The organism is Streptomyces sp. NPDC060049 (genome assembly GCF_042736715.1).
In the GTDB taxonomy this organism is placed as follows: domain Bacteria; phylum Actinomycetota; class Actinomycetes; order Streptomycetales; family Streptomycetaceae; genus Streptomyces.
Genome location: NZ_JBHWVV010000001.1, coordinates 1 through 19,862 on the forward strand (window position 1 = coordinate 1; position 19,862 = coordinate 19,862).

Genomic DNA, 19,862 nt, shown 5'->3' on the forward strand with positions numbered 1-19,862 from the left:
AAGGAACCTCATCCACCGAAATGGACGGGGTATCAACTTCTGGCGTTGATTTTTGGCACGCTGTTGAGTTCTCAAGGAACGGACGCTTCCTTTGTACTCACCCTCGCGGGTTTTCCTCCGGGCGCTTCCTTCGTTCTTGTGTTTCCGACTCTATCAGACTCTTTCGTGTCCGATTCCCGGTCGAAGCGGGTTTCGCTTTCCAGTTCTTCGCTTTCGCGTTTCCCTTTCCGGCGATTCCGACTCTATCAGAAGTTTTCCATCGGATTTCCCGGCTTTGGATTTCTGAATGAAGAGTCGAGTGTGCCCACACGGAATTCAATTCCTGAGGGGCGAGAGAGATGTTAAACCATCGCTGCCGAACTTGTCCAGTTCGAGGCAACCGTTCGAATCTACCTCCCCGCGTCTGCCGTGTCAACGGTGTTTGCGGGACGACGAGGAGACTAGCAGCTCGGGATGCTCATGCGCACATCAGGCCGCGGTGGGGACCGTCGAGGTCTGGTCGGCGAGCTCCACGTCGCCGACCTCGCCCCCGCGGGCCGCGCGGCCGCCCAGGACGTATACGTACAGCAGGAAGAGCGTCTCCGCGGCCACCCCGATGGCGATGCGGGCCCAAGTGGGCAGGCCGGAGGGGGTGACGAAGCCTTCGATCAGGCCCGAGACGAAGAGGACCAGCGCCAGGCCGATGGCCATGCCGAGGGCGGCGCGGCCCTGTTCGGCCAGGGCCACGCGGCGGGTGCGCAGGCCGGGGTCGATGACCGTCCAGCCCAGGCGCAGACCGGTGCCGGCGGCCACGAAGACCGCTGTCAGTTCGAGCAGGCCGTGCGGAAGGATCAGACCGAGGAAGACGTCGAGGCGATCGGCTGAGGCCATCAACCCGATGCCGACGCCGAGGTTCTGCATGTTGATCCACAGGATGTACAGCACCGGCAGGCCCAGGAAGCCGCCCAGGACGAGGCAGATCGCGGCCGCCTGGGCGTTGTTCGTCCAGACCTGCGCCGCGAAGGAAGCCGCGGGGTGGCTGGAGTAGTACGTCTCGTACCCACCGCCCGGCTTCGTCATCGCCTTGAGGTCCTCGGGGGCCGCGATGGAAGCCTGGACCTCGGGGTGGGTGGCTATCCACCAGCCCATGATCACGGCCACGGCCGTCGAAAGCAGCGCGGCGGGGATCCACCAACGGCGGCTGACGTAGACGGCGGCCGGGAAGCCGGTGGTGAAGAAGCGGACCGCGTCGCGCCAGCCGCCCCGGCGGGCTCCCGTCACCGTGGCCCGGGCCCGGGCCACGAGCTGGGTCAGTCGGCCCGTGAGCATCGGGTCTGGCGTGCTGGACTGGATGAGGGAGAGGTGGGTGGCGGTGCGCTGGTAGAGCGCGACGAGTTCGTCGGCCTCGGCTCCCGTGAGGCGCCGGCCGCGGCCGAGGAGCTGTTCCAACCGGGCCCATTCGGCCTGGTGGGCTGCCACGAAGACGTCGAGATCCATGTGGTTGGCGCTCCCCTGCCCCTGGTTCCTGCTGGTCCCCTGATTTTTCCTGCTTCTTCTATGGTCAGCTTGGCAGACTGGTTGCCAAAGGGGCGGGGCAGGTCACGTGAAGGGTGAGTGCATCGGTGAGCGATCTGGTGACGGGGGACGCGGTCGTCCTGGGGCTGCGGCCGGCGAGACTGCCGAGCCGCGCGCTGGCGATCCTGCTCGACCTGGTCGTGTACGTGGCCGGGTACCTGCTCCTCTCCCTCGGGCTGGCCTTCTCGATCGCCTCGCTGGACGGGGCGGCACAGGCGGCCGTGTCGGTGGCGGCGTTCCTGCTGATCCTGGTCGGCGTGCCGATCGCGGTGGAGACGCTGAGCCACGGGCGGTCGCTGGGCAAGCTCGCCTGCGGGCTGCGCGTGGTCCGCGATGACGGCGGGCCGATCCGCTTCCGGCACGCGCTCGTGCGCGGGGCCTTCGGGGTCGTCGAGCTGCTGATGTTCTTCGGGTCCGTGGCGTGCATCGCTTCGCTGGTATCGGAGCGGGGGCGGCGCCTCGGGGACGTGTTCGCGGGGACGCTCGTCATCCGTGAGCGGGTGCCGGGGGCGCGGGTGATGCCGGTGCCTCCGCCGCCGCCGTGGCTGGCCGGGCGGTTCGGGGGGCTGGACCTGTCGGCGGTGCCGGACGGACTGTGGCTCGCGATACGGCAGTACCTGACCCGGATGAACCAGCTGGACCCGCAGGTGGGCGCCGCGATGGCGGTGCGGCTCGCTGACGACCTGGTGGCGCGTACGGGGGCCCCGCCGCCGGTCGGGGTACCGGCTGCCGCGTTCTTGATGGCCGTGGTGCACGAGCGCCAGTCGCGGGACGCCGCCCGGGCCTTTCGGCAGCAGCCCGCTCCCATGGCTCCCGCGCCGTACGGGCAGCCAGCTCCCGTGGTGATGCCGGCCGTGGCACCCGTCGTGCCGCCCGTGGTTCCCCTCGCGCCGGTGGTGCCCGCCGCCGCGCCCGTGGCCGAGCGGCCGGCGCGGACCACGGGGTTCGCTCCGCCTGCCTAGTGCTGTGGCCGGGAAGGTGTGCCGGGTCGCGGTGTTCGGTGCGGTGCATCTCCCCCAGCTACCGCTGGGAGGTGCCCCCGGGACGGAGGGCCACGGCTCGTACCGGACGTACCGCCGTGGCCCGACAACGCCGCGAGGTGCCGTGCCGGGCGCCGCGACCCGGTGGACCTTCCCGGTCACAGCACTAGACGGTTTAAGCCGTCTCGAAGGACGACGGCGGGGTCTCCAGGTGTTCGAGTTCGATGCCGGGGGCCGCGAGGACGACGTCTCCGGCGATGTGCACGGTGTGGACCTCGCCGGTGTCCAGGGCGCTGACCCGGTATTCGTCGACCAGGAGTGGGCCGCTGTCGGTGGGGTGTTCCGCTCGGCGCAGGAGGGCCCAGGCCTGGTCGACCGTACGGGCCGCCAGGACGGGGTCCGTCAGGGCGACGAGGCGGACGCGGGTCTCGGGGGCGCCGGGGGTGAGGCGGAGCAGGCGGGCCGTGGCGACGAGGAAGGCCGGGGAGGTGCCGGTGAAGCCGGCGGCGCCCCGGACGTTGCCCTCGGTCGCCTCGGCTCCGGCGGGGTCGGTGCGGACCCAGGTCACGCCGTCGATGGCTGCGCCGCGGACCTGCCAGCTGGAGGCGTTGACCTCGAGGCGGATGGGGCGGCCCAGTTCGTCGACGGCCAGGTCGACGGAGCCGCGGTGGCCGCCGTCGGGGGCGGTGAGCTGGGAGACGTAGCGCCAGCCGGAGGGGCCCGGCGCGCAGTGGAAGTGCTCCTCGCCGAGGGGGGTGTGGTCGTGCGGGTCGTGGAGCGAGTAGCGGCCGCGGGGCATGGGCGTCTTCCTGGGTCTCGGGCGGGTACGGGGCAGGCCCCCGGCACGGGTGCCGGGGGCCTGCTCGTGGGTGCTGCGGATCCGCGGGGATCAGTAGCGGTAGTGGTCCGGCTTGTACGGGCCCTCGACCTTGACGCCGATGTAGTCGGCCTGCTCCTGGCGCAGGGTCGTCAGGCGGACGCCGAGGGCGTCGAGGTGCAGGCGGGCCACCTTCTCGTCGAGGTGCTTGGGGAGCACGTAGACGCCGGTGGGGTACTCGGCCGGCTTCGTGAAGAGCTCGATCTGGGCCAGGGTCTGGTCCGCGAAGGAGTTCGACATCACGAAGGACGGGTGGCCCGTGGCGTTGCCCAGGTTCAGCAGACGGCCCTCGGAGAGCACGATCAGGACCTTGCCGTCGGGGAACTTCCACGTGTGGACCTGCGGCTTGACCTCGTCCTTGACGATGCCCTCGATCTTGGCGAGGCCCGCCATGTCGATCTCGTTGTCGAAGTGGCCGATGTTGCCCACGATCGCCTGGTGCTTCATCTTGGCCATGTCCGAGGCCATGATGATGTCCTTGTTGCCGGTCGTCGTGATGAAGAGGTCCGCGATCTCCACGACGTCGTCGAGGGTGGCGACCTGGTAGCCGTCCATCGCGGCCTGCAGCGCGCAGATCGGGTCGATCTCGGTGACGATCACGCGCGCGCCCTGGCCGCGCAGCGACTCGGCGCAGCCCTTGCCGACGTCGCCGTAACCGCAGACGACCGCGACCTTGCCGCCGATCAGGACGTCCGTGGCGCGGTTGATGCCGTCGATCAGCGAGTGGCGGCAGCCGTACTTGTTGTCGAACTTCGACTTCGTCACGGCGTCGTTCACGTTGATCGCCGGGAAGAGCAGGGTGCCCTCGGCCATCATCTCGTACAGGCGGTGGACGCCGGTGGTGGTCTCCTCGGTGACGCCGCGGATCTCGGACGCGAGCTGCGTCCACTTCTGCGGGGCCTCGCCCAGGGTGCGGTTGAGGAGCGTCAGGATGTGGCCGTACTCCTCGGAGTCAGCCGTGGAGGGGTCCGGGGCCGCGCCGACCTTCTCGAACTCGACGCCCTTGTGGACGAGGAGGGTGGCGTCGCCACCGTCGTCGAGGATCATGTTCGGGCCGCCGGTGGGGGTGTTCGGCCAGGTCAGCGCCTGCTCGGTGCACCACCAGTACTCCTCCAGCGTCTCGCCCTTCCAGGCGAAGACCGGGATGCCCTGCGGGTCGTCCACGGTGCCGTTCGGGCCGACCGCGATGGCGGCGGCCGCGTGGTCCTGGGTGGAGAAGATGTTGCAGGAGGCCCAGCGGACGTCCGCGCCGAGCGCGACGAGCGTCTCGATCAGGACGGCCGTCTGCACGGTCATGTGCAGGGAGCCGGTGACGCGGGCGCCGGCCAGGGGCTGGGCGGCCGCGTACTCGCGGCGGATGGACATCAGGCCGGGCATCTCGTGCTCGGCCAGGGTGATCTCCTTGCGCCCGAAGACGGCGAGGGAGAGGTCCGCGACCTTGAAGTCGGTGAATGCGGCAGTCATGTGGATGCTGCTCCTCGTGGATCGAGAGGTTGGGTACGGCTGAGCCGCGCACCGTCCGTGCGGGCGGCGCACATGGCGCTCAGTCCGTCGGGGGTCCTCTCTCCCCTCGGCCGGTCCTGTGGACCGCCCGACCGCCATCAGCAGCGACGCCTGACACTGATGACGAATCTACACCGATCGGCGGATCGGGGCTCGGACGGCTGGGGGAAAGCCGCCTCGCGCAGGGGGGTTGGCCGACAGAACACTCAGGGCCTTGCCGTCGGCGGTGTCGCGGTGTTCTTCGAACGGGAAGCCCGAGGTTGGTATCGGGGTACCTGACCGAGCGGACCTCCCGGGCGCTGCGTACGCTGCGCCGGTCGGTTACGGGCGGTTGGCGGAAGGTACGGGTATGGGGCGGGGTCAGCGCAGGTCAGGGCGGCGAAGGGGGATCTGGGCGGTGGTGCTTCTGGCGCTCGGCGCGGGGCTCTTCGTGGGGGCGGGCGCGGGGGTACGGTTCTTCCTCGCGGACGAGTACGCGCACGAGTGGATCCCGGGGCGTTCGATGGAGCCGACCTACTCCCCCGGGGACGAGGTCTGGTTCGGGCGGGTCAGCCCGCAGGAGGTCCGGCGCGGGGACGCCGTGCTCGCCACGCCGCCGGCTTCGTGGCCGGTCGACGGGCATGTCTTCAAGCGGGTGGTCGCGCTGGGCGGGGACCACCTGTCCTGGGCCGAGGGGAACTCCACGCTGACGCTGAACGGGCAGCCCCTCGTCGAGCCGTACCTGAGGGACCCGGCCGCGCCGGCGATGGCTCCCTTCGACGTGACGGTGCCCGAGGGCCGGATGTACCTGTTGGGCGACAACCGGTTGGACTCCCTGGACTCCCTCGTGATGGCGGTCAACGACGGGAACGACGGAACCCTGCCGCTGTCGGCCGTTCGGGGGGTCCCGACCGATATGCCGGCCGACGTGCTGGTCCTCGCGGGGCTCGGCTCTCTGGGCATACCGGTCTTCCTCGGCGGAGGCGGGCTCGGCATCGCCTCGCTGGTGGCGCGTCGACGGGCGGCGAAGGCCGCGCGGAACGCGCCGCCGGACGGCCCCGGACACGTGACGTGGTCGTACGAGGCCGCGTCCGGCTGAGCCCCGGGACGCACCGAGGCCCCCCTGCGTCGTCGCAGGGGGGCCTCGGTGTGCCGGGCGGCGCCCGGTCACTGGCCGGGGTTCGCGCCCTTCGCGGCGGCCTCGGCGTTGAAGATGTCCGGCTCCAGGTAGATCACCCGGGCGATCGGGACGGCCGCGCGGATGCGGGCCTCGGCGGCGTTGATGGCATTGGCCACCTCGGTCGCCGTGTCGTCGCTCTGGACGGCGATCTTCGCGGCGACCAGCAGCTCCTCGGGGCCGAGGTGCAGGGTGCGCATGTGGATGACGCCGGTCACCACGTCGCCGTCGACGACGGCGGCCTTGATCTTCTCGACGTCCTCGGTGCCGGCGGCCTCGCCGAGCAGCAGGGACTTGGTCTCGCCGGCGAGGATCACGGCGATGATGATGAGCAGGACGCCGATGCACAGGGTGCCGATGCCGTCCCAGACGCCGTTGCCGGTCGCGAGCGCGATGCCGACGCCCGCGAGGGCGAGGACCAGGCCGACGAGCGCGCCGAGGTCCTCCAGGAGGACGACGGGGAGCTCGGGGGCCTTGGCGCGCTTGATGAACTGGCCCCAGGAGAGGCTGCCGCGGATCTGGTTCGACTCCTTGATCGCGGTGCGGAAGGAGAAGGACTCAGCGATGATCGCGAAGACGAGCACGCCGATCGGCCAGTACCAGTTCTCGATCGCGTGCGGTTCCTTGATCTTCTCGTAGCCCTCGTAGATGGCGAACATGCCGCCGACGGTGAACAGCACGATGGAGACGAGGAACGCGTAGATGTAGCGCTCGCGCCCGTACCCGAAGGGGTGTTGCGGCGTCGCCTCGCGCTGGGCCTTCTTGCCGCCGAGCAGCAGCAGGCCCTGGTTTCCGGAGTCGGCCAGCGAGTGGACGCTTTCCGCGAGCATCGACGAGGAGCCGCTGAAGACGAAGGCCACGAACTTGGCTACAGCGATGGCCAGATTGGCGGCGAGTGCCGCCACGATCGCCTTGGTACCGCCCGACGCGCTCATGGTTGCGAAGTGTCCCTTCCTCGGTGCGGCGCCCCTGTCCGGGGCACCGCGCTACGCCCGCAGATTCTCACAGCCACGGGCAGGGACGGTACGTCAGACCACGACGGTGGCACGGAAGACGGTGCCGGAACCGGACAGTTCGGCCTTCTCGCCGGCCGGGACGAAGACCGACTCCCCCGGGGCCAGGGCCAGTTCGCCGGACTTGCGGGAGGCCGCCTTCGGGGAGCCCGCCGTGCACAGCAGGATCTGCGGGGTGGCGTCCGGCAGGGGCCGGGGGGCTGCGCCGGGGGCCAGGACGAAGCGGGAGAGCCGGAACTCGTCGATGGGGGTCTCGTAGACCTCCTCGCCGTTGCCCTCGGGGCGCAGGACGCCCGGGTCGCCCGGCTCGAAGAGGGTGACCTTCAGCAGCTCCGGAACGTCGACGTGCTTGGGGGTGAGTCCGCAGCGCAGGACGTTGTCGGAGTTGGCCATGAGCTCGACGCCGAGGCCGTCGATGTAGGCGTGCGGAATGCCGGCGCCGAGGAACATGGCTTCGCCGGGCTGGAGTTGCACGTGGTTGAGGAGCATGGCGGCGATGACGCCCGGGTCGCCCGGGTAGTGGTGGACGAGTTCGGTGTACGGGGCGTACGGGCCCCCGAGCCGCTGGGCGGCGGCCGCGGCCTCGGTGACCGTACGGGCCATCTCGGTGCGGTCGGCGGTCAGGACGGCGGTGAGCACCTCGCGCAGGGCGTCCTCCTCGGGGTGGGCCCGCAGGAGGTCGGCGTAGGGCTTGAGGGAGTCGACTCCCAGGCCTTCGAGCAGTCCGGCGGCTTCGAGGGGCGGGCGGAATCCGCACAGGCCGTCGAAGGGGGTGAGGGCGCAGACCAGCTCGGGCTTGTGGTTGGCGTCCTTGTAGTTGCGCTGCGGCGCGTCGATCGGGACGCCGCGCCGCTCTTCGTCCTCGAACCCGGCCCTGGCCTGGGCGAGGTCGGGGTGGACCTGGAGGGAGAGCGGGGCGCCGGCGGCGAGGACCTTGAAGAGGAAGGGCAGCCTGGGGCCGAACTTGGCGACGGCTGCGACTCCGAGTTCGGCCTCGGGGTCGGCTGCGATGACGTCCGACAGGGCGGTCTCGCCCGCTCCGCGATCGAGGCGGGAGGGGGCGCCGGGGTGGGCGCCCATCCACAGCTCGGCCTGGGGTTCACCGGTGGGGGCGACTCCGAGGAGCGCGGGGATCGCGGTGGTCGAGCCCCAGGCGTAGGGGCGGATCGTGTTAGTGAGGCGGTCCATCGGTCGTCTTCCTGGGTGAGAGAGATGCGGGTATGCGTCTCAGCTGTGTCCCCCGGAGGCCAGCGCCAGGTAGGCGGTGGCGAAATCCGTGACGGCGAGGAGTTCCGCGAGCTGTTCCAGCTCCGTGCCCTCCTCCGGTTCGAGCTCGCTGATGGCCGTGTCGTGGCTGAGGGCGAGCTCTCGTGCGGCAGGGGCGGCTGTCAGTCCGCCCGCGGGCCGGTCGCGCAGCAGTACGACGCGCGCGCGAAGCGCCTGCGGTTCTTCCACGCGGTCGCGGAAGAAGTCGTCGGGGTCGGCTCCGGCGGCGAAGTCGCCGGCGAGCAGGACTCCGTGGGCCGGGAGCGCCTCGGGGAGGTCGGCGGCGAGTGCGGGCCGGCCGGCGAGCTCGGCGAGGGTGGCGGCGAAGCGGCGGCCGGCGGGGCCGGCGGCGGCTCCCTCGCTCCAGATGAGCGGCAGGGAGTCGGCGAGCTCGGACGCGAGCGTCTTGGCCGGGTTGGAGTAGGTGGCGATGGCGGGTCCGCAGCGTTCGGCCGTGCGGTCGAGCCGGTCGGCGACGAGCTGGAGGGTGTCGGGGGCGGCGGCGATCAGGCCGACCTTGTCGAGGAGCACCAGCAGCGGGGTGAGCAGGGCCCACAGGGCGCCGGGGCCGGCCGCGGCCGATTCGTCGTACTCCTGGTACGGGGCCTTCGCCATCGGTACGAGGAGCCCGTGCGCGCCGTCGATCGCCTCGCTCAGCGGTGAGCGCTCGGGTGCGACGGCGACGACGGTGGAGCCGCGCCGGTAGGCCTGTTCGGCGAGGACGGCGAGGCCGGGCTCGGTGCCGTCGGTGGTGGCGATGAGCAGCAGGTCGACGGGGCCGGCCCAGCCGGGCAGCGCCCAGCGCAGTGCGCCGGAGGCGTGTGCGACGCCGGTCGGGTGCAGCCGGATGACGGGCGCCGAGGCTCCGGCGAGCGCGCCGAGCAGGTCGGCGACCCCGGTGGCGGCCGTGCCGGGTCCGGCGATGAGGACCGCCCGGGGACGGCCGTCGGGCCGCAGCTCGCCGAGGCCCGCCTCGGCGGCGTGCCGGGCGGCGGTGCGCACCCGGGCTCCGGCCTCGGCGGCGCCGCGGAGCAGGCCTCGGCGGTCGGCGCGGGCGAGATCGTCAGGTGCGTCGAGGAGCGACTCGTCGAGCATGTGGCGGCCTCCGGGCTGTATCGGTGACGGAACCTGCGTCGGAACCAGTCTCAGCTTTTGCGCGGGGTGGCGGTGGCAGGCTCAGGCGGGGCGGCGCGCCTCGTCCACGAGGAGCACCGGGATGCCGTCACGGACCGGGTAGGCGAGACCGCAGTCCTGGCCTCCGGTGCAGATCAGCTCGGGGTTGTCCGCGTCGGCCGACTTGTCCTCGAGGGGCGAGTGGCAGGCGGGGCAGGCGAGGATCTCCAGGAGGCCGGCTTCGAGCGGCATGGGGCGGTTCCCTTCGGGGATGCGGATTGGGCCAGGTCAGCGTACCGCCGAGTCGCCTGCGGTGCGGGCCGGAGGTGCCGTGGGCGCCGGTGGCGCTCCGCTCCGGTGTCCCGCCGCCTCGAGCGGAGGCGGCGGGACCGGGAGGGGTGCGGCGCCGAGGCCGGGGGCTCGGCGCCCGGACCCGCGCCTCGAACGCCTGCGGGCCGGGTTCGCCGGTGTGCGGCCTCGGGCGCGGATCCGGTGGGCGGCCTCAGGCGCGGATGAGGGCCAGGATCTCGTCGCGGATTTTGTCGAGGGTCGCGGAGTCGCGGGCCTCGACGTTGAGGCGCAGCAGCGGCTCGGTGTTGGAGGCGCGGACGTTGAACCACCAGTCGGCGCTGGTCGCGGTGAGGCCGTCCAGTTCGTCGAGGGTGACGTCCTCGCGGGCGCCGTAGGTCGCCTTCACCGCGGCGAGGCGGCCCGCCTGGTCGGCGACCGTGGAGTTGATCTCGCCGGAGCCCGCGTAGCGGTCGTAAGAGGAGACCAGGGCGGAGAGCGGGCCGTCCTGGCCGCCGAGGGCCGCGAGGACGTGGAGCGCGGCGAGCATGCCGGTGTCCGCGTTCCAGAAGTCCTTGAAGTAGTAGTGCGCCGAGTGCTCGCCGCCGAAGATGGCGCCGGACTTGGCCATCTCCTCCTTGATGAAGGAGTGGCCGACGCGGGTGCGGACCGGGGTGCCGCCGTTCTCGCGGACGACCTCGGGGACGGACCAGGAGGTGATCAGGTTGTGGATCACGGTGCCGGTGCCGCCGTTGCGCGCCAGCTCGCGGGCGGCGACCAGGGCGGTGATGGCGGAGGGGGAGACGCCGGCGCCGCGCTCGTCGACGATGAAGCAGCGGTCGGCGTCGCCGTCGAAGGCGATGCCGAGGTCGGCGCCCTCGGCCTTCACGCGGGCCTGGAGGTCGACGATGTTCTTCGGGTCGAGGGGGTTGGCCTCGTGGTTGGGGAAGGTCCCGTCCAGTTCGAAGTACATGGGGACGAGGTCCAGCGGGAGGCCCTCGAAGACGGTGGGGACGGTGTGGCCGCCCATGCCGTTGCCGGCGTCGACGACGACCTTGAGCGGGCGGATCGCGGTGAGGTCGACCAGGCCCTTGAGGTGGTCGGCGTAGCCGGTGAGCGTGTCCTGCTCGGTGATGGTGCCCGGGGCGGTGCCGGCGGGGACCTCGGGGGCGCCCTCCTCGCTCCAGCGCTCGACGAGCTCGCGGATGGCGGAGAGGCCGGTGTCCTGGCCCACGGGGGCGGCGCCGGCGCGGCAGAGCTTGATGCCGTTGTACCGGGCCGGGTTGTGCGAGGCCGTGAACATCGCGCCGGGCAGGTTCAGCTTGCCGGAGGCGTAGTACAGCTGGTCGGTGGAGCACAGCCCGATCAGGGTGACGTCGACGCCGCGGGCGGACGCGCCGCGCGCGAAGGCGGCGGACAGGGCGGGCGACGAGGGGCGCATGTCGTGACCGATGACGATCGCGGTCGCTCCGGTGACCTCGACGAACGCGGCACCGAACAGTTCGGCCAGCGGCTCGTCCCACTCGTCCGGTACGACACCTCGTACGTCGTAAGCCTTGACGATGTTCGAAAGATCGATGGCCACTGCCTGCCCTCCTGAAGGTGATGTGCGGTGGGGCAAACCTACCGTGGGGACCGGGTCTCTTATCGGACGATCTGAGTGTCAGGAGTCCGGTGAGCGCAGGACGCGCAGGTGTCCGCGGCGGGTCTCGCCTCCGCTGTGGCCGCCCTGGCCTGCGCGGCCGCCGGCCTCGGCCGTGCGCTCGGGGGGCCGGGCGGCTTCCCGTACGGCGTTGGCGAGGGCTTCGAGGTCGTCGCCGGTGGGGCGGGAGGGTGCGGAACCGTCCGTGAGGCGTACGACGTCCCAGCCGCGCGGGGCGGTCAGGCGCTCCGAGTGCTCGGCGCACAGGTCGTAGCAGTGGGGTTCGGCGTAGGTGGCGAGCGGGCCGAGAACTGCGGTCGAATCGGCGTAGACGTACGTCAGAGTCGCGACGGCAGGGCGGCCGCACGCGGTGCGCGAACAGCGACGTACAAGGCTCACGACGTTGGACGGTACCGCACTCTTGACCGGGCCGCGACGACTCACCCGCCCGGCGCCCTCCCGTGTCGGCCGATCACCCCCGCCCCGGCGGGGGTGTGCGGGCTACGCTGCGGGGGTGACGGACAGCACTCTGCCTCCCCCTCCTCCCTCCCCGCCCCCCGCTTCCCCTCCCGGCGCCTCCGGGGCCGGTGAGCCGCGGGCACGGCGGCGCGACCGCCACGGACGGGGGATGCGCGGGCCGGTGGCCCCGCCGCAGGTGCCGCTGTCGGCGAGCCGCTCGGAGCTCTTCGGCGACCTCGTACGGGACTCCGTGGAGCGGCTGGAACGGCGCTGGCCGCAACTGGCGGACGTGGAGTTCCTCGTCGGCGACGTCCCCGGCCCGCCGGGCGGGGCGGACGCCGGGTGGAACGACGAGGCGGTGCCGCTGGGCGCCCTGGCGGAGGCGGGGGACGGGCGGCCGGCCCGGATCCTGGTGTTCCGCCGGCCGGTGGAGATCCGGACGAAGTCGCGGGACGAGAAGGCGCTGCTCGTGCACGAGATCGTGGTGGAGCAGGTCGCGGAGCTGCTGGGGCTGTCGCCCGAGACCGTGGATCCGAGGTACGGGCAGGACTGAGGAGGACTTCCCTCAGGCCGGCCCCTCCCGGCGGGGGAAGGGTGCGAGGTCGGGCTCGACCCAGGTGGTTCTGGCCGCGGCCGTGTCCAAGGTGGCGGGGCGGTAGAAGCGGGACAGCAGGTCCTTGTCGAGCAGGTCCGGGTGGCGGAGCGCGAAGGCGTCGAAGCCGGCCGCGTCCGCGTCCGCGGCGGGGTCCTGGGCCGCGTGGTGGCCGACCAGTTCGACCCAGGCCCGGGTCATCGTCGCGTGGTACTTCTGCGGGGCGCCGGCGGCGGTGGCCGTGCGCTGGATGCCTTCGGCGACGAGGACGGCCGCGGCGGGGACGCCGTGGCGGCGGACGGCGAGCCAGGTCAGGTGGACGTGCCGGCGGTGGCCGAAGCGGGTGGCGCCGGCCATGACCTCGGCCCATATGTCTTCGAAGCTCATCCCGACACGGTACGCGGGTGCGCGCACGTCCCCCTTGGCGGTGGTGTCGGGGCGGTGGTGCCGGCCCCGGGCGGGCGGTCGGGGCCGGAGCACCTAGTCCGTGAGGACCGACAGGTCCTGGGTGGCCTGGGGGACCGAGACCGTGGAGCGGTCGTCCGAGAGGGTCTGGACGGTGAACATCGGGATGCCGTCGCGCGGCAGGGTCAGGGTGCGGGCCGCGTGGACCGGGCCGCCCGAGAGGGTTTCCACCGTGAGGGCGTAGGCGCCCTTGCCGCCGGCCGGGGCCAGCGTCAGGTTCTGCGTGGTGCCCGCCTTGACCGTGACCTCCTGGGAGGCGGCCTCGCCGCCGTCCGTGCCCGGTGAGGCCGTCACCTTGACCTTCGCGTCGGCTTCGGAGGCCGCGGTCAGCGACAGCACCGTCGCGTTCTCCTCGGTGCGGTTGTCGGCGACGGTCGCCCGCGTGCCCACCGGGGCGGCCGCCGGGACGAAGCCGATGTCCTGCTTGGCACCGCCGCCACGGACGATGCGCACCGCCGCGACCACCGGTACGGCCTTCTTGCCCTCGGCCGGGGACAGCACCAGCGAGCCCGGCTCGCCGCGGGTGACGTCCTTGAGGTCGGCGCTCGCGGTCATGCCGGCCTTCACGTGCAGCTGCTCGTTGCCCGCCGGGCTGATCGAGCCGTTCGGCCCGGCCAGCCGGATCTTGACGTCGGCGTCCTCCTCGCCCGGCGCGAACGCGACCAGCCGTACGGAGGTGGCGTCCGCCGGGATCCCGGGCAGGACCAGCGTGCCCGCCGGGTCGACGGAGGCGGGCAGCCAGTCGGAGCCGACGCCCTCCTCGCCCGCCTGTGCGGTGGCTCCGACCCGGCCCGCACGGGTCGTCACGTGGGCGGTGACGTCCGCGAGCTGCGCGCCGGGGGCCAGGGAGGACAGGGAGATCGCCTTGCTGGACTTGGGGTCGATCCGGATGTTCTCGCTGGTGCCCGCCTCGGCCTTGACCGCGCCGTCGGGGCCGAACAGCTTGATGTCCACCACGGCGGCCGTGTCGTCGGGGTTGGTCACGTGGACGTAGTCCTCGCGGCCCTTGGCGGTGCTCACCCCGGGGAACCAGAAGTCGGTGCCGGGCGCGGCGCAGCCGACGCCGAGCACGCCGCGGGTGCGGCCGACCGAGACCACCGTGGTCTGCTGCGCGCTCCAGCCGGGGGCGAGGAACCCGTCGGCGCTGCCGATGAGCGCGGGGGCCTCGGCGCCGGAGGCCTTGGCGCCGACGGGCTTGCCGGGCTCCTTGAGCTCCAGTACCGGCTTGGCCTCCTTGGTCGCCCCGAGCAGCCGGGCGGAGCCCTTGCCGCCGGCGGCGGGCGCGCCCGGGGTCAGCGCCGTGTACAGGGTCTCGGCGATGTCGGAGGTGCTGGGCGCGGGGCAGACGAGGAGGGACCGCTCCACGGGCATCCGGGCCGCCGCGTTGCCGGCCGGGGCCGCGGCCGCCGGGCCGGCGGCGGGCGCGGTGAGGGCGGCGAGGCCGGTGACGGCGGCCAGCGCCGCCGTGACGGCGGCGAGCGTCAGGGGTACGCGCTGCTTCACTGCTGGGGGCTCCCGTCCGGACGCGGGGCGTGCTGCCCGTCCCGCTGGCCGTCGTGCTGTCCGTAGGTGTCGTATTCGTAGGACTCGTACGGCTCGTGCGTCGGCCGCGGGGGCTCGTACGGCGGGTACGGGTACGGGTACTGCTGCTGCTCCTGGTACGGCTGCTCGTCCTGGTAGGGCTGCTGGTCGTACTGCTGGGGCTGCTGCTGCTCGTACGGGTAGTCCGGGGCCTGGGGCTCCTGGGTCGGGGGCTGCTGGTGCTGCGGCTCCTGCTGCCCGTAGGCGTAGCCGCCCTGGTCGCCGTAGCCCTGCTGGTAGGCGTACGCGTCCTGCCCGTACTGCTGCTCCCCGTACGACTGCTGCCCCGGGATCTGCGCGTACGGGTCGGCGGAGACGGCCGCCTCGGCGGGGGCCTCGGTCTGCGCCTCGGCCTGCTCGCGCAGCCGGCGGGCGCGGCGGCCGGCCCCTGCCTCCTCGGCGGGCGCGGCCTCCTCGTCGGGCAGGTCGTCGTCGAGGCTGGCGCGGCGGCCCGGCAGGGCCATCACGAGCAGGACGAGGGCGAGCAGGCCCTGCGCCCAGTGCCAGGCGGTCCGGGTGAGGGCGTCCTCGTGTACGAGGTCGAGGCGGCCGCCCTCGGCGGGGAGCTCGAATCCCTGGGCCCAGCCGTCCAGCGTCTTCGGCTTGAGCGGCTTGCCGTCGAGGGTGGCCTGCCAGCCGGGGGCGGCCCTGTCCGCGACGCGCAGGACGCGGCCGGCACCGTCCGCCTCGCCCGCCGGGATCTTGGTGTGGGCCTCGACGGGTCCGGAGGCGACGGGGATGGGGGCCTCGCCGGGCTTGGCGGGGACGATGACGACGCGGGCGACCTGGCGGTCGACGCGCCACAGTGCGCTGCCCTCGAGCTTGCTGAGGCGGCTCAGGCCAGGGGTGGCGTCGAGGACGCGGCCGATCTGCGGCGGGGCTCCGTCGCGGACCAGGACGTAGCGGATGGCGAAGCCGCCGAGCTGGTCGGTCTGGTCGGCGCCGGAGCCGGCGACGAGGCTGGAGACGACCTTGTCGAGGCGGGTGTCGCGGTCGGCCTGTGCGGCGACCTCGGCGTCGCCGAGGCGGCCGCCGGAGCCCCGTACCAGGCTGTAGGAGAGCGCGGCCGGCGAGGTGGCGCCGATGACGAGGGTGCGGGCCTGGTCGCGGGTGCCGCTCTCCTCGGCGACGAAGGCGGGTACCTGGACGGGGTCGCGGCGCTCCAGCGGTCCGGCGGCTCCGCTGAGCATCCAGGCGACGGCGCCGATGACCGGGCCGACGGCCGCGGCGAGCGCGATCAGCGCGGCGAGCGGCTGGCGCCAGCCGAAGCTGCGGGCGGCGACGCGTTCCTTGGCCCCGTCGGCGCCGAGGACGGCGGCGGCCAGGAGGGCGAGTCCGTAGACGAGGGTGGCGGGGCCGGCCCAGGCGGTGCGGTTGACGACGACGGCGAGGAGGAGCGCGGCGAGCGCGGCGGCCCAGGCCGTGCGGACGGCGAACTTCCGGTCGGTGCGCAGCAGTGCGGCCAGGGCGGCGAGGACGATGCCGATCAGGATCAGCCCGCCGGCGGTCCGGGGTCCGCCGGGGCTGATGCCGAGGAGGTCCAGGGCGCCGGCCGAGCCGGCTCCGTAGGCCAGTCCGGCCTCGCGAAGGAAGCGGGCGGGGTGCGTGAGCAGTCCGAGCGACCAGGGCGCGAGGACGAGGAGCGGGACGGCGAGCGTCGCGAGCAGGCGGGGGCCGTACGTCTTCCAGTGCGCGCGGCGCAGGACGAGCGCGGCGGCTCCGAGGACGGCGGCGAGCGGCCAGACGACGGGGGTGAAGGCGGTGGCCAGGGTGAGCAGGAGGGTGTGGGTCCAGGTCGCGCGCCAGCTGCCCCCCGTGCCCTCGGGTGCGCCGAGGCCGAAGGCGGCGACGGCGGAGCGCGCGATGAGCGGCAGCAGGATCGCGAGGACGGCGGTGCCGAGGCGGCCGCCGGCGAGGGCTCCGGTGACGGCGGGGAGGAAGGCGTAGGCGACGGCCGCCCAGGCGCGCAGCAGCCGGGACTCCACCAGCGGGCGGGAGGCGAAGTAGGCGGTGAGTCCGGCGAGCGGGACCGAGCAGACGAGCAGCAGGGTCAGGGCGGCGTTGGTGGAGCCGAGGAGGAGGGTGGAGAGGGCTCCGAGGACGGCGAGGTAGGGCGGTGCGCCGGTGGTCGAGCCGGTGCCGACGGGCTGCCAGTCGTCGGTGTAGGCGCGCCACAGTTCGAGCCCGCCGCCGGGGGCGGGGAGCAGGGCGCCGCCCATGAGGGAGCCGCCGCCGAGCAGGGAGCGGCAGGCGATCACGGAGACGAGCAGGAGGAGGGCGAACAGGACGGGCGCGGGCTTGCGGGCGATCCGCCTGATCCGCGCGAACTGCTCGATGTGCAGGTAGTCGGCGTCGTCGCCGCCGGGGCCCGATTCGACGGCTCCGCCGTGCCGGCCCGCGTTGCTGTTCTCGGTGTCGCCGTCGGAGCCGAAGTAGCCGGCGAGGTGTTCGGCGTTGGCGCGCAGGGTGGCGCCGGGCGGCGGGAAGAGCGGGCGCAGTTCCTTCGCGGGGACGGCGGGGCGTCGCCGGGCCTTGCGGGCGGCGAGGACGCGGCCGGGGCGCAGGAGGGTGGCGAGGAGGCCGGTGAACTCGTCGACGGCTTGTCCGGGGGCCTTGCCGACGAGGTAGGCGAGGGTGCGCAGCACGGTGCCGACGAGGACGCGCAGCAGGACGTACGGCAGGGCGCGGCCGGAGCTGTTGGCCAGCATCGTGTAGACGGCGCCGGCCTTGTCGACACGGTGCGGGCTGGCGCTCGTCCGGCCGGCGCAGTCGACGGTGCGGCGTTCGCGGGCGGAGGCCTCGGCGTGCCGCAGGACGGCGTCGGGGGCGATGAGGACGCCGTGGCCGGCGCTCTGGGCCCGCCAGCACAGGTCGACGTCGTCGCGCATGAGGGGCAGGCGTCTGTCGAAGCCGCCGAGGGCGTCGTAGACGTCGCGGCGCACCAGCATGCCCGCGGTGGAGACGGACAGGACGGGCTGGACCTGGTCGTGCTGGCCCTGGTCCTGTTCGCGGCGGTCGAGTCCGGTCCAGCGGCGGCCGCTGCGGGCGATGGTGACGCCGACTTCGAGGAGCTGCTTCTTGTCGTACCAGCCGCGCAGTTTGGGGCCGATGACGGCGGCGTCGGGGTTGTCCTCGGCGACGCGGAGCAGTTCGGCGAGTGCGTCGGGCTCGGGTGCGCAGTCGTCGTGGAGCAGCCAGAGCCACTGCACGGGTTCGCCGTGGGGCAGGTCGGGCAGGTCGTAGGTGTCGTCGCGCCAGGTGCGGCTGGCGGGGTCCCAGCCGGAGGGGCGCTTGAGGTACGGGAGTTCCTCGGGGGTCAGCGTCCCGGCGGTGCGGGCGGCCTCGTCGACGGCGGCGCCGAAGCCGGTGCGGCGGGCGAGGTGCAGGACGCGGTCTTCGCCCAGGGCCTCGCCGAGCAGGCGCGCGGAGTCGTCGGCGCTGCCGGTGTCGGCGGCGATGTGGTTCTGGGCGGGGCGTTCCTGGCCGAGGAGACCGGCGAGGGTCCGGGGCAGCCAGCGGGAGCCGTCGTGGGCGACGAGGACCGCGGTGACGACGTGCCGGGGGAACTCTGGGGCGGCGGCAGCCTGGTAGGAGGCGCTCGACTGGCTGTGCAGGGACATCGCGGTACGGGCCCTCCGGCCGGGGGTCCGGGGGTGTGTGCCCTCGGAGGCTGCTGGACAGCGCCCCACACTAACGGCTGGGAACACAGCGGTCCGCCTCCTGCGGGGAAGGTGCGGGAGGCGGACCGTTTGCTCTGCTCGTCGTGCTGTTCGTTGTACTGCGATTTGTGCCGCTGTGTGCACTGCGGGGTGCACGGGCGGGTATGCCGTCGGTTATGCCGCCGGATATGTCATGGGCCGTGCCGTGCGTCGTGCCTCGGGCGCCGGTGCGTGCGCGCCGGGAGCGCTTCAGACGGCGGCCTTCTTCAGGCGCCGGCGCTCGCGTTCGGAAAGGCCGCCCCAGATGCCGAATCGCTCGTCGTTGGCGAGGGCGTACTCAAGGCATTCGGATCGGACTTCGCAGGCGAGGCACACCTTCTTGGCCTCGCGGGTCGAGCCGCCCTTCTCGGGAAAGAAGGACTCGGGGTCGGTCTGGGCGCAGAGAGCTCGCTCCTGCCATCCGAGCTCTTCGTCCGCCTCCTCGACCAGCAGTTCCTGAACCAGCTCGGTCATGTGCGCCCCTCGCTCTGTCTGTGCGTCCCCGTGATGATGTCGTTACTCATCGCTACTTAACGACACGAGTGAAATTACAAGTGCGCGGCTCCGGCGCAGTCAAGCCGAGATCTGCTATTGGGCCCCTTATTCACTCTGCGGAACCAAGCCTATGCAGAAAGTGTTCATATCGCCAAAAACCATGACACATGCCGCAGGCACCGCTTGAGGTGGCCCTCCCTCGTAGTCGACGCGTCACTCTGCGGTGGGGTTCCGATCCGGCCCGAGAAGCGGCCAAGATCACATTTCAGCCACGAAGCGACAACGCACCTCTTGAGAGGTTTGAGACCGGGCCGCACGGGATTGCTGCGCGACTTGCAGCGCCACTTGCCCCGACGTCGATTGCACAAACCTTTCTCCGGGCGCAGTAACCGGATGAGGTGAAACTTTTCCAACAAATCGGACATTGGGTTGACAGTCGTACCCCACACCCGGTCTCCTTGTTGCCATGTCAGCGCCCTCAGCCGCCACCCGGACCCCCATTCGTGGGTTCCTGCGCGCTGTCCAGGTTCGCTGTTGCTGTTGCAGCTGTTGATGCCTCCGGAGCTACGGCTCCTCTGAGCTCCAGCCCGGCCCCCAGCAACCGCCGCACGACTGACATCCGTCGAGGAACCCCCCGATGAACAGCACCAGCACCCTGAACGCCACCCCCGCCACCGCCCCCGCGATGGTCGAGAGCGACCTCCAGATCGCCGGCGACATCCTCTCCGTCCAGCACCTCCTGCAGCCCGCCCCCGAGCACCCGGCCACCGTCGCCGAGTTCGTGGGCCTCGCCCGCTCCATCGCCCGCGACCGCTCCGCGTGGGAGCACCTGGTCCGGTACGACGCCACCACCCGCTGGTACCACCGGCTGCGCACCGGCCCCGGCTACGAGGTCTGGCTGCTCAGCTGGGTCCCCGGCCAGGGCAGCGGCCTCCACGACCACGGCGCCTCCTCCGGCGTGCTGACCGTCCTGGACGGCGAGCTCACCGAGCACACCGCCCGCGGTCCGCTCTCCCTCGGCGCCGGCTCCCAGCGGGTCTTCGCCCCCGGCTACGCCCACGAGGTCGTCAACGACACCCTCGACGGGGCCGTCAGCCTGCACGTGTACTTCCCCGGGCTGACCGAGATGCCGATGCACAACTGCTCCCCGGCCCGGACCGGCTCCCTCTCGGCCTGACCG

17 protein-coding genes are annotated in these 19,862 nt (G+C 72.6%); 4 read left to right on the top strand and 13 right to left on the bottom strand.

Going from position 1 to position 19,862, the window contains the following annotated elements; translation table 11 throughout:
• Positions 1–468: 468 nt before the first annotated feature.
• Complete coding sequence (locus ACFWBY_RS00005; protein WP_385345187.1) at positions 469–1,476, bottom strand: stage II sporulation protein M; 1,008 nt, start codon at positions 1,474–1,476, stop codon at positions 469–471.
• A gap of 125 nt (positions 1,477–1,601) precedes the next feature.
• On the opposite strand from ACFWBY_RS00005, the gene ACFWBY_RS00010 reads away from it, so the two are divergent.
• Complete coding sequence (locus tag ACFWBY_RS00010; protein WP_385345184.1) at positions 1,602–2,516, top strand: RDD family protein; 915 nt, start codon at positions 1,602–1,604, stop codon at positions 2,514–2,516.
• Between the two features lie 193 nt (positions 2,517–2,709).
• Here the strand turns inward: ACFWBY_RS00010 and ACFWBY_RS00015 are convergent, their stop codons facing one another.
• Both ACFWBY_RS00015 and ahcY read right to left on the bottom strand, forming a co-directional pair.
• Entirely contained in the window at positions 2,710–3,333 is a 624-nt protein-coding gene (locus ACFWBY_RS00015; RefSeq protein WP_385345182.1) for a hypothetical protein, read from the bottom strand.
• Between the two features lie 90 nt (positions 3,334–3,423).
• Positions 3,424–4,875, bottom strand: coding sequence for an adenosylhomocysteinase (gene ahcY, locus ACFWBY_RS00020; RefSeq protein ID WP_385409605.1), 1,452 nt, complete (start codon positions 4,873–4,875; stop codon positions 3,424–3,426).
• Between the two features lie 436 nt (positions 4,876–5,311).
• On the opposite strand from ahcY, the gene lepB reads away from it, so the two are divergent.
• Positions 5,312–5,992 (top strand): signal peptidase I, encoded by a 681-nt coding sequence (gene lepB / locus ACFWBY_RS00025; protein WP_385338026.1) that lies wholly within the window; start codon positions 5,312–5,314, stop codon positions 5,990–5,992.
• Between the two features lie 68 nt (positions 5,993–6,060).
• Here lepB and ACFWBY_RS00030 read toward each other — a convergent pair whose 3' ends face one another.
• The 6 genes from ACFWBY_RS00030 to ACFWBY_RS00055 form a co-directional block, all read right to left on the bottom strand.
• Positions 6,061–7,005: a cation diffusion facilitator family transporter gene (locus ACFWBY_RS00030; RefSeq protein WP_385338023.1), complete on the bottom strand. Its 945-nt coding sequence runs from the start codon at positions 7,003–7,005 to the stop codon at positions 6,061–6,063.
• A 93-nt stretch (positions 7,006–7,098) separates the two neighbouring features.
• A complete protein-coding gene (gene manA, locus ACFWBY_RS00035; protein ID WP_385338020.1) occupies positions 7,099–8,271 on the bottom strand; it encodes a mannose-6-phosphate isomerase, class I in 1,173 nt (390 codons plus the stop codon).
• 39 nt (positions 8,272–8,310) lie between these two features.
• Positions 8,311–9,444: an SIS domain-containing protein gene (locus tag ACFWBY_RS00040; RefSeq protein WP_385338017.1), complete on the bottom strand. Its 1,134-nt coding sequence runs from the start codon at positions 9,442–9,444 to the stop codon at positions 8,311–8,313.
• Positions 9,445–9,525: 81 nt separating this feature from the next.
• Positions 9,526–9,714, bottom strand: a complete 189-nt coding sequence (locus ACFWBY_RS00045; protein ID WP_385338014.1) for a Trm112 family protein — start codon at positions 9,712–9,714, stop codon at positions 9,526–9,528.
• 250 nt (positions 9,715–9,964) lie between these two features.
• The gene (locus ACFWBY_RS00050) at positions 9,965–11,335 is read right to left on the bottom strand and encodes a phosphomannomutase/phosphoglucomutase (protein ID WP_385338011.1); all 1,371 of its coding nucleotides are present in this window, start codon (positions 11,333–11,335) and stop codon (positions 9,965–9,967) included.
• Between the two features lie 78 nt (positions 11,336–11,413).
• Positions 11,414–11,836 carry a DUF3499 domain-containing protein gene (locus tag ACFWBY_RS00055; protein ID WP_385338008.1) on the bottom strand — a complete coding sequence of 141 codons (423 nt, stop codon included), beginning with the start codon at positions 11,834–11,836 and terminating at the stop codon, positions 11,414–11,416.
• Positions 11,837–11,906: 70 nt separating this feature from the next.
• Here ACFWBY_RS00055 and ACFWBY_RS00060 point away from each other — a divergent pair, with 70 nt between their 5' ends.
• Positions 11,907–12,404, top strand: coding sequence for a metallopeptidase family protein (locus tag ACFWBY_RS00060; protein WP_385338005.1), 498 nt, complete (start codon positions 11,907–11,909; stop codon positions 12,402–12,404).
• 12 nt (positions 12,405–12,416) lie between these two features.
• Here ACFWBY_RS00060 and ACFWBY_RS00065 read toward each other — a convergent pair whose 3' ends face one another.
• From ACFWBY_RS00065 to ACFWBY_RS00080, 4 genes are all read right to left on the bottom strand, one after another.
• Complete coding sequence (locus ACFWBY_RS00065; protein WP_385338002.1) at positions 12,417–12,830, bottom strand: hypothetical protein; 414 nt, start codon at positions 12,828–12,830, stop codon at positions 12,417–12,419.
• Between the two features lie 93 nt (positions 12,831–12,923).
• Complete coding sequence (locus tag ACFWBY_RS00070) at positions 12,924–14,411, bottom strand: DUF5719 family protein (RefSeq protein WP_385337999.1); 1,488 nt, start codon at positions 14,409–14,411, stop codon at positions 12,924–12,926.
• The gene (locus ACFWBY_RS00075) at positions 14,408–18,109 is read right to left on the bottom strand and encodes a glycosyltransferase family 2 protein (RefSeq protein WP_385337996.1); all 3,702 of its coding nucleotides are present in this window, start codon (positions 18,107–18,109) and stop codon (positions 14,408–14,410) included. The genes ACFWBY_RS00070 and ACFWBY_RS00075 overlap by 4 nt, the downstream gene beginning before the upstream one ends.
• A 288-nt stretch (positions 18,110–18,397) precedes the next feature.
• Positions 18,398–18,661, bottom strand: coding sequence for a WhiB family transcriptional regulator (locus ACFWBY_RS00080; RefSeq protein ID WP_112450237.1), 264 nt, complete (start codon positions 18,659–18,661; stop codon positions 18,398–18,400).
• A gap of 658 nt (positions 18,662–19,319) precedes the next feature.
• On the opposite strand from ACFWBY_RS00080, the gene ACFWBY_RS00085 reads away from it, so the two are divergent.
• The gene (locus ACFWBY_RS00085) at positions 19,320–19,859 is read left to right on the top strand and encodes a cysteine dioxygenase (protein WP_385337992.1); all 540 of its coding nucleotides are present in this window, start codon (positions 19,320–19,322) and stop codon (positions 19,857–19,859) included.
• The last annotated feature ends 3 nt before the right edge of the window (positions 19,860–19,862 follow it).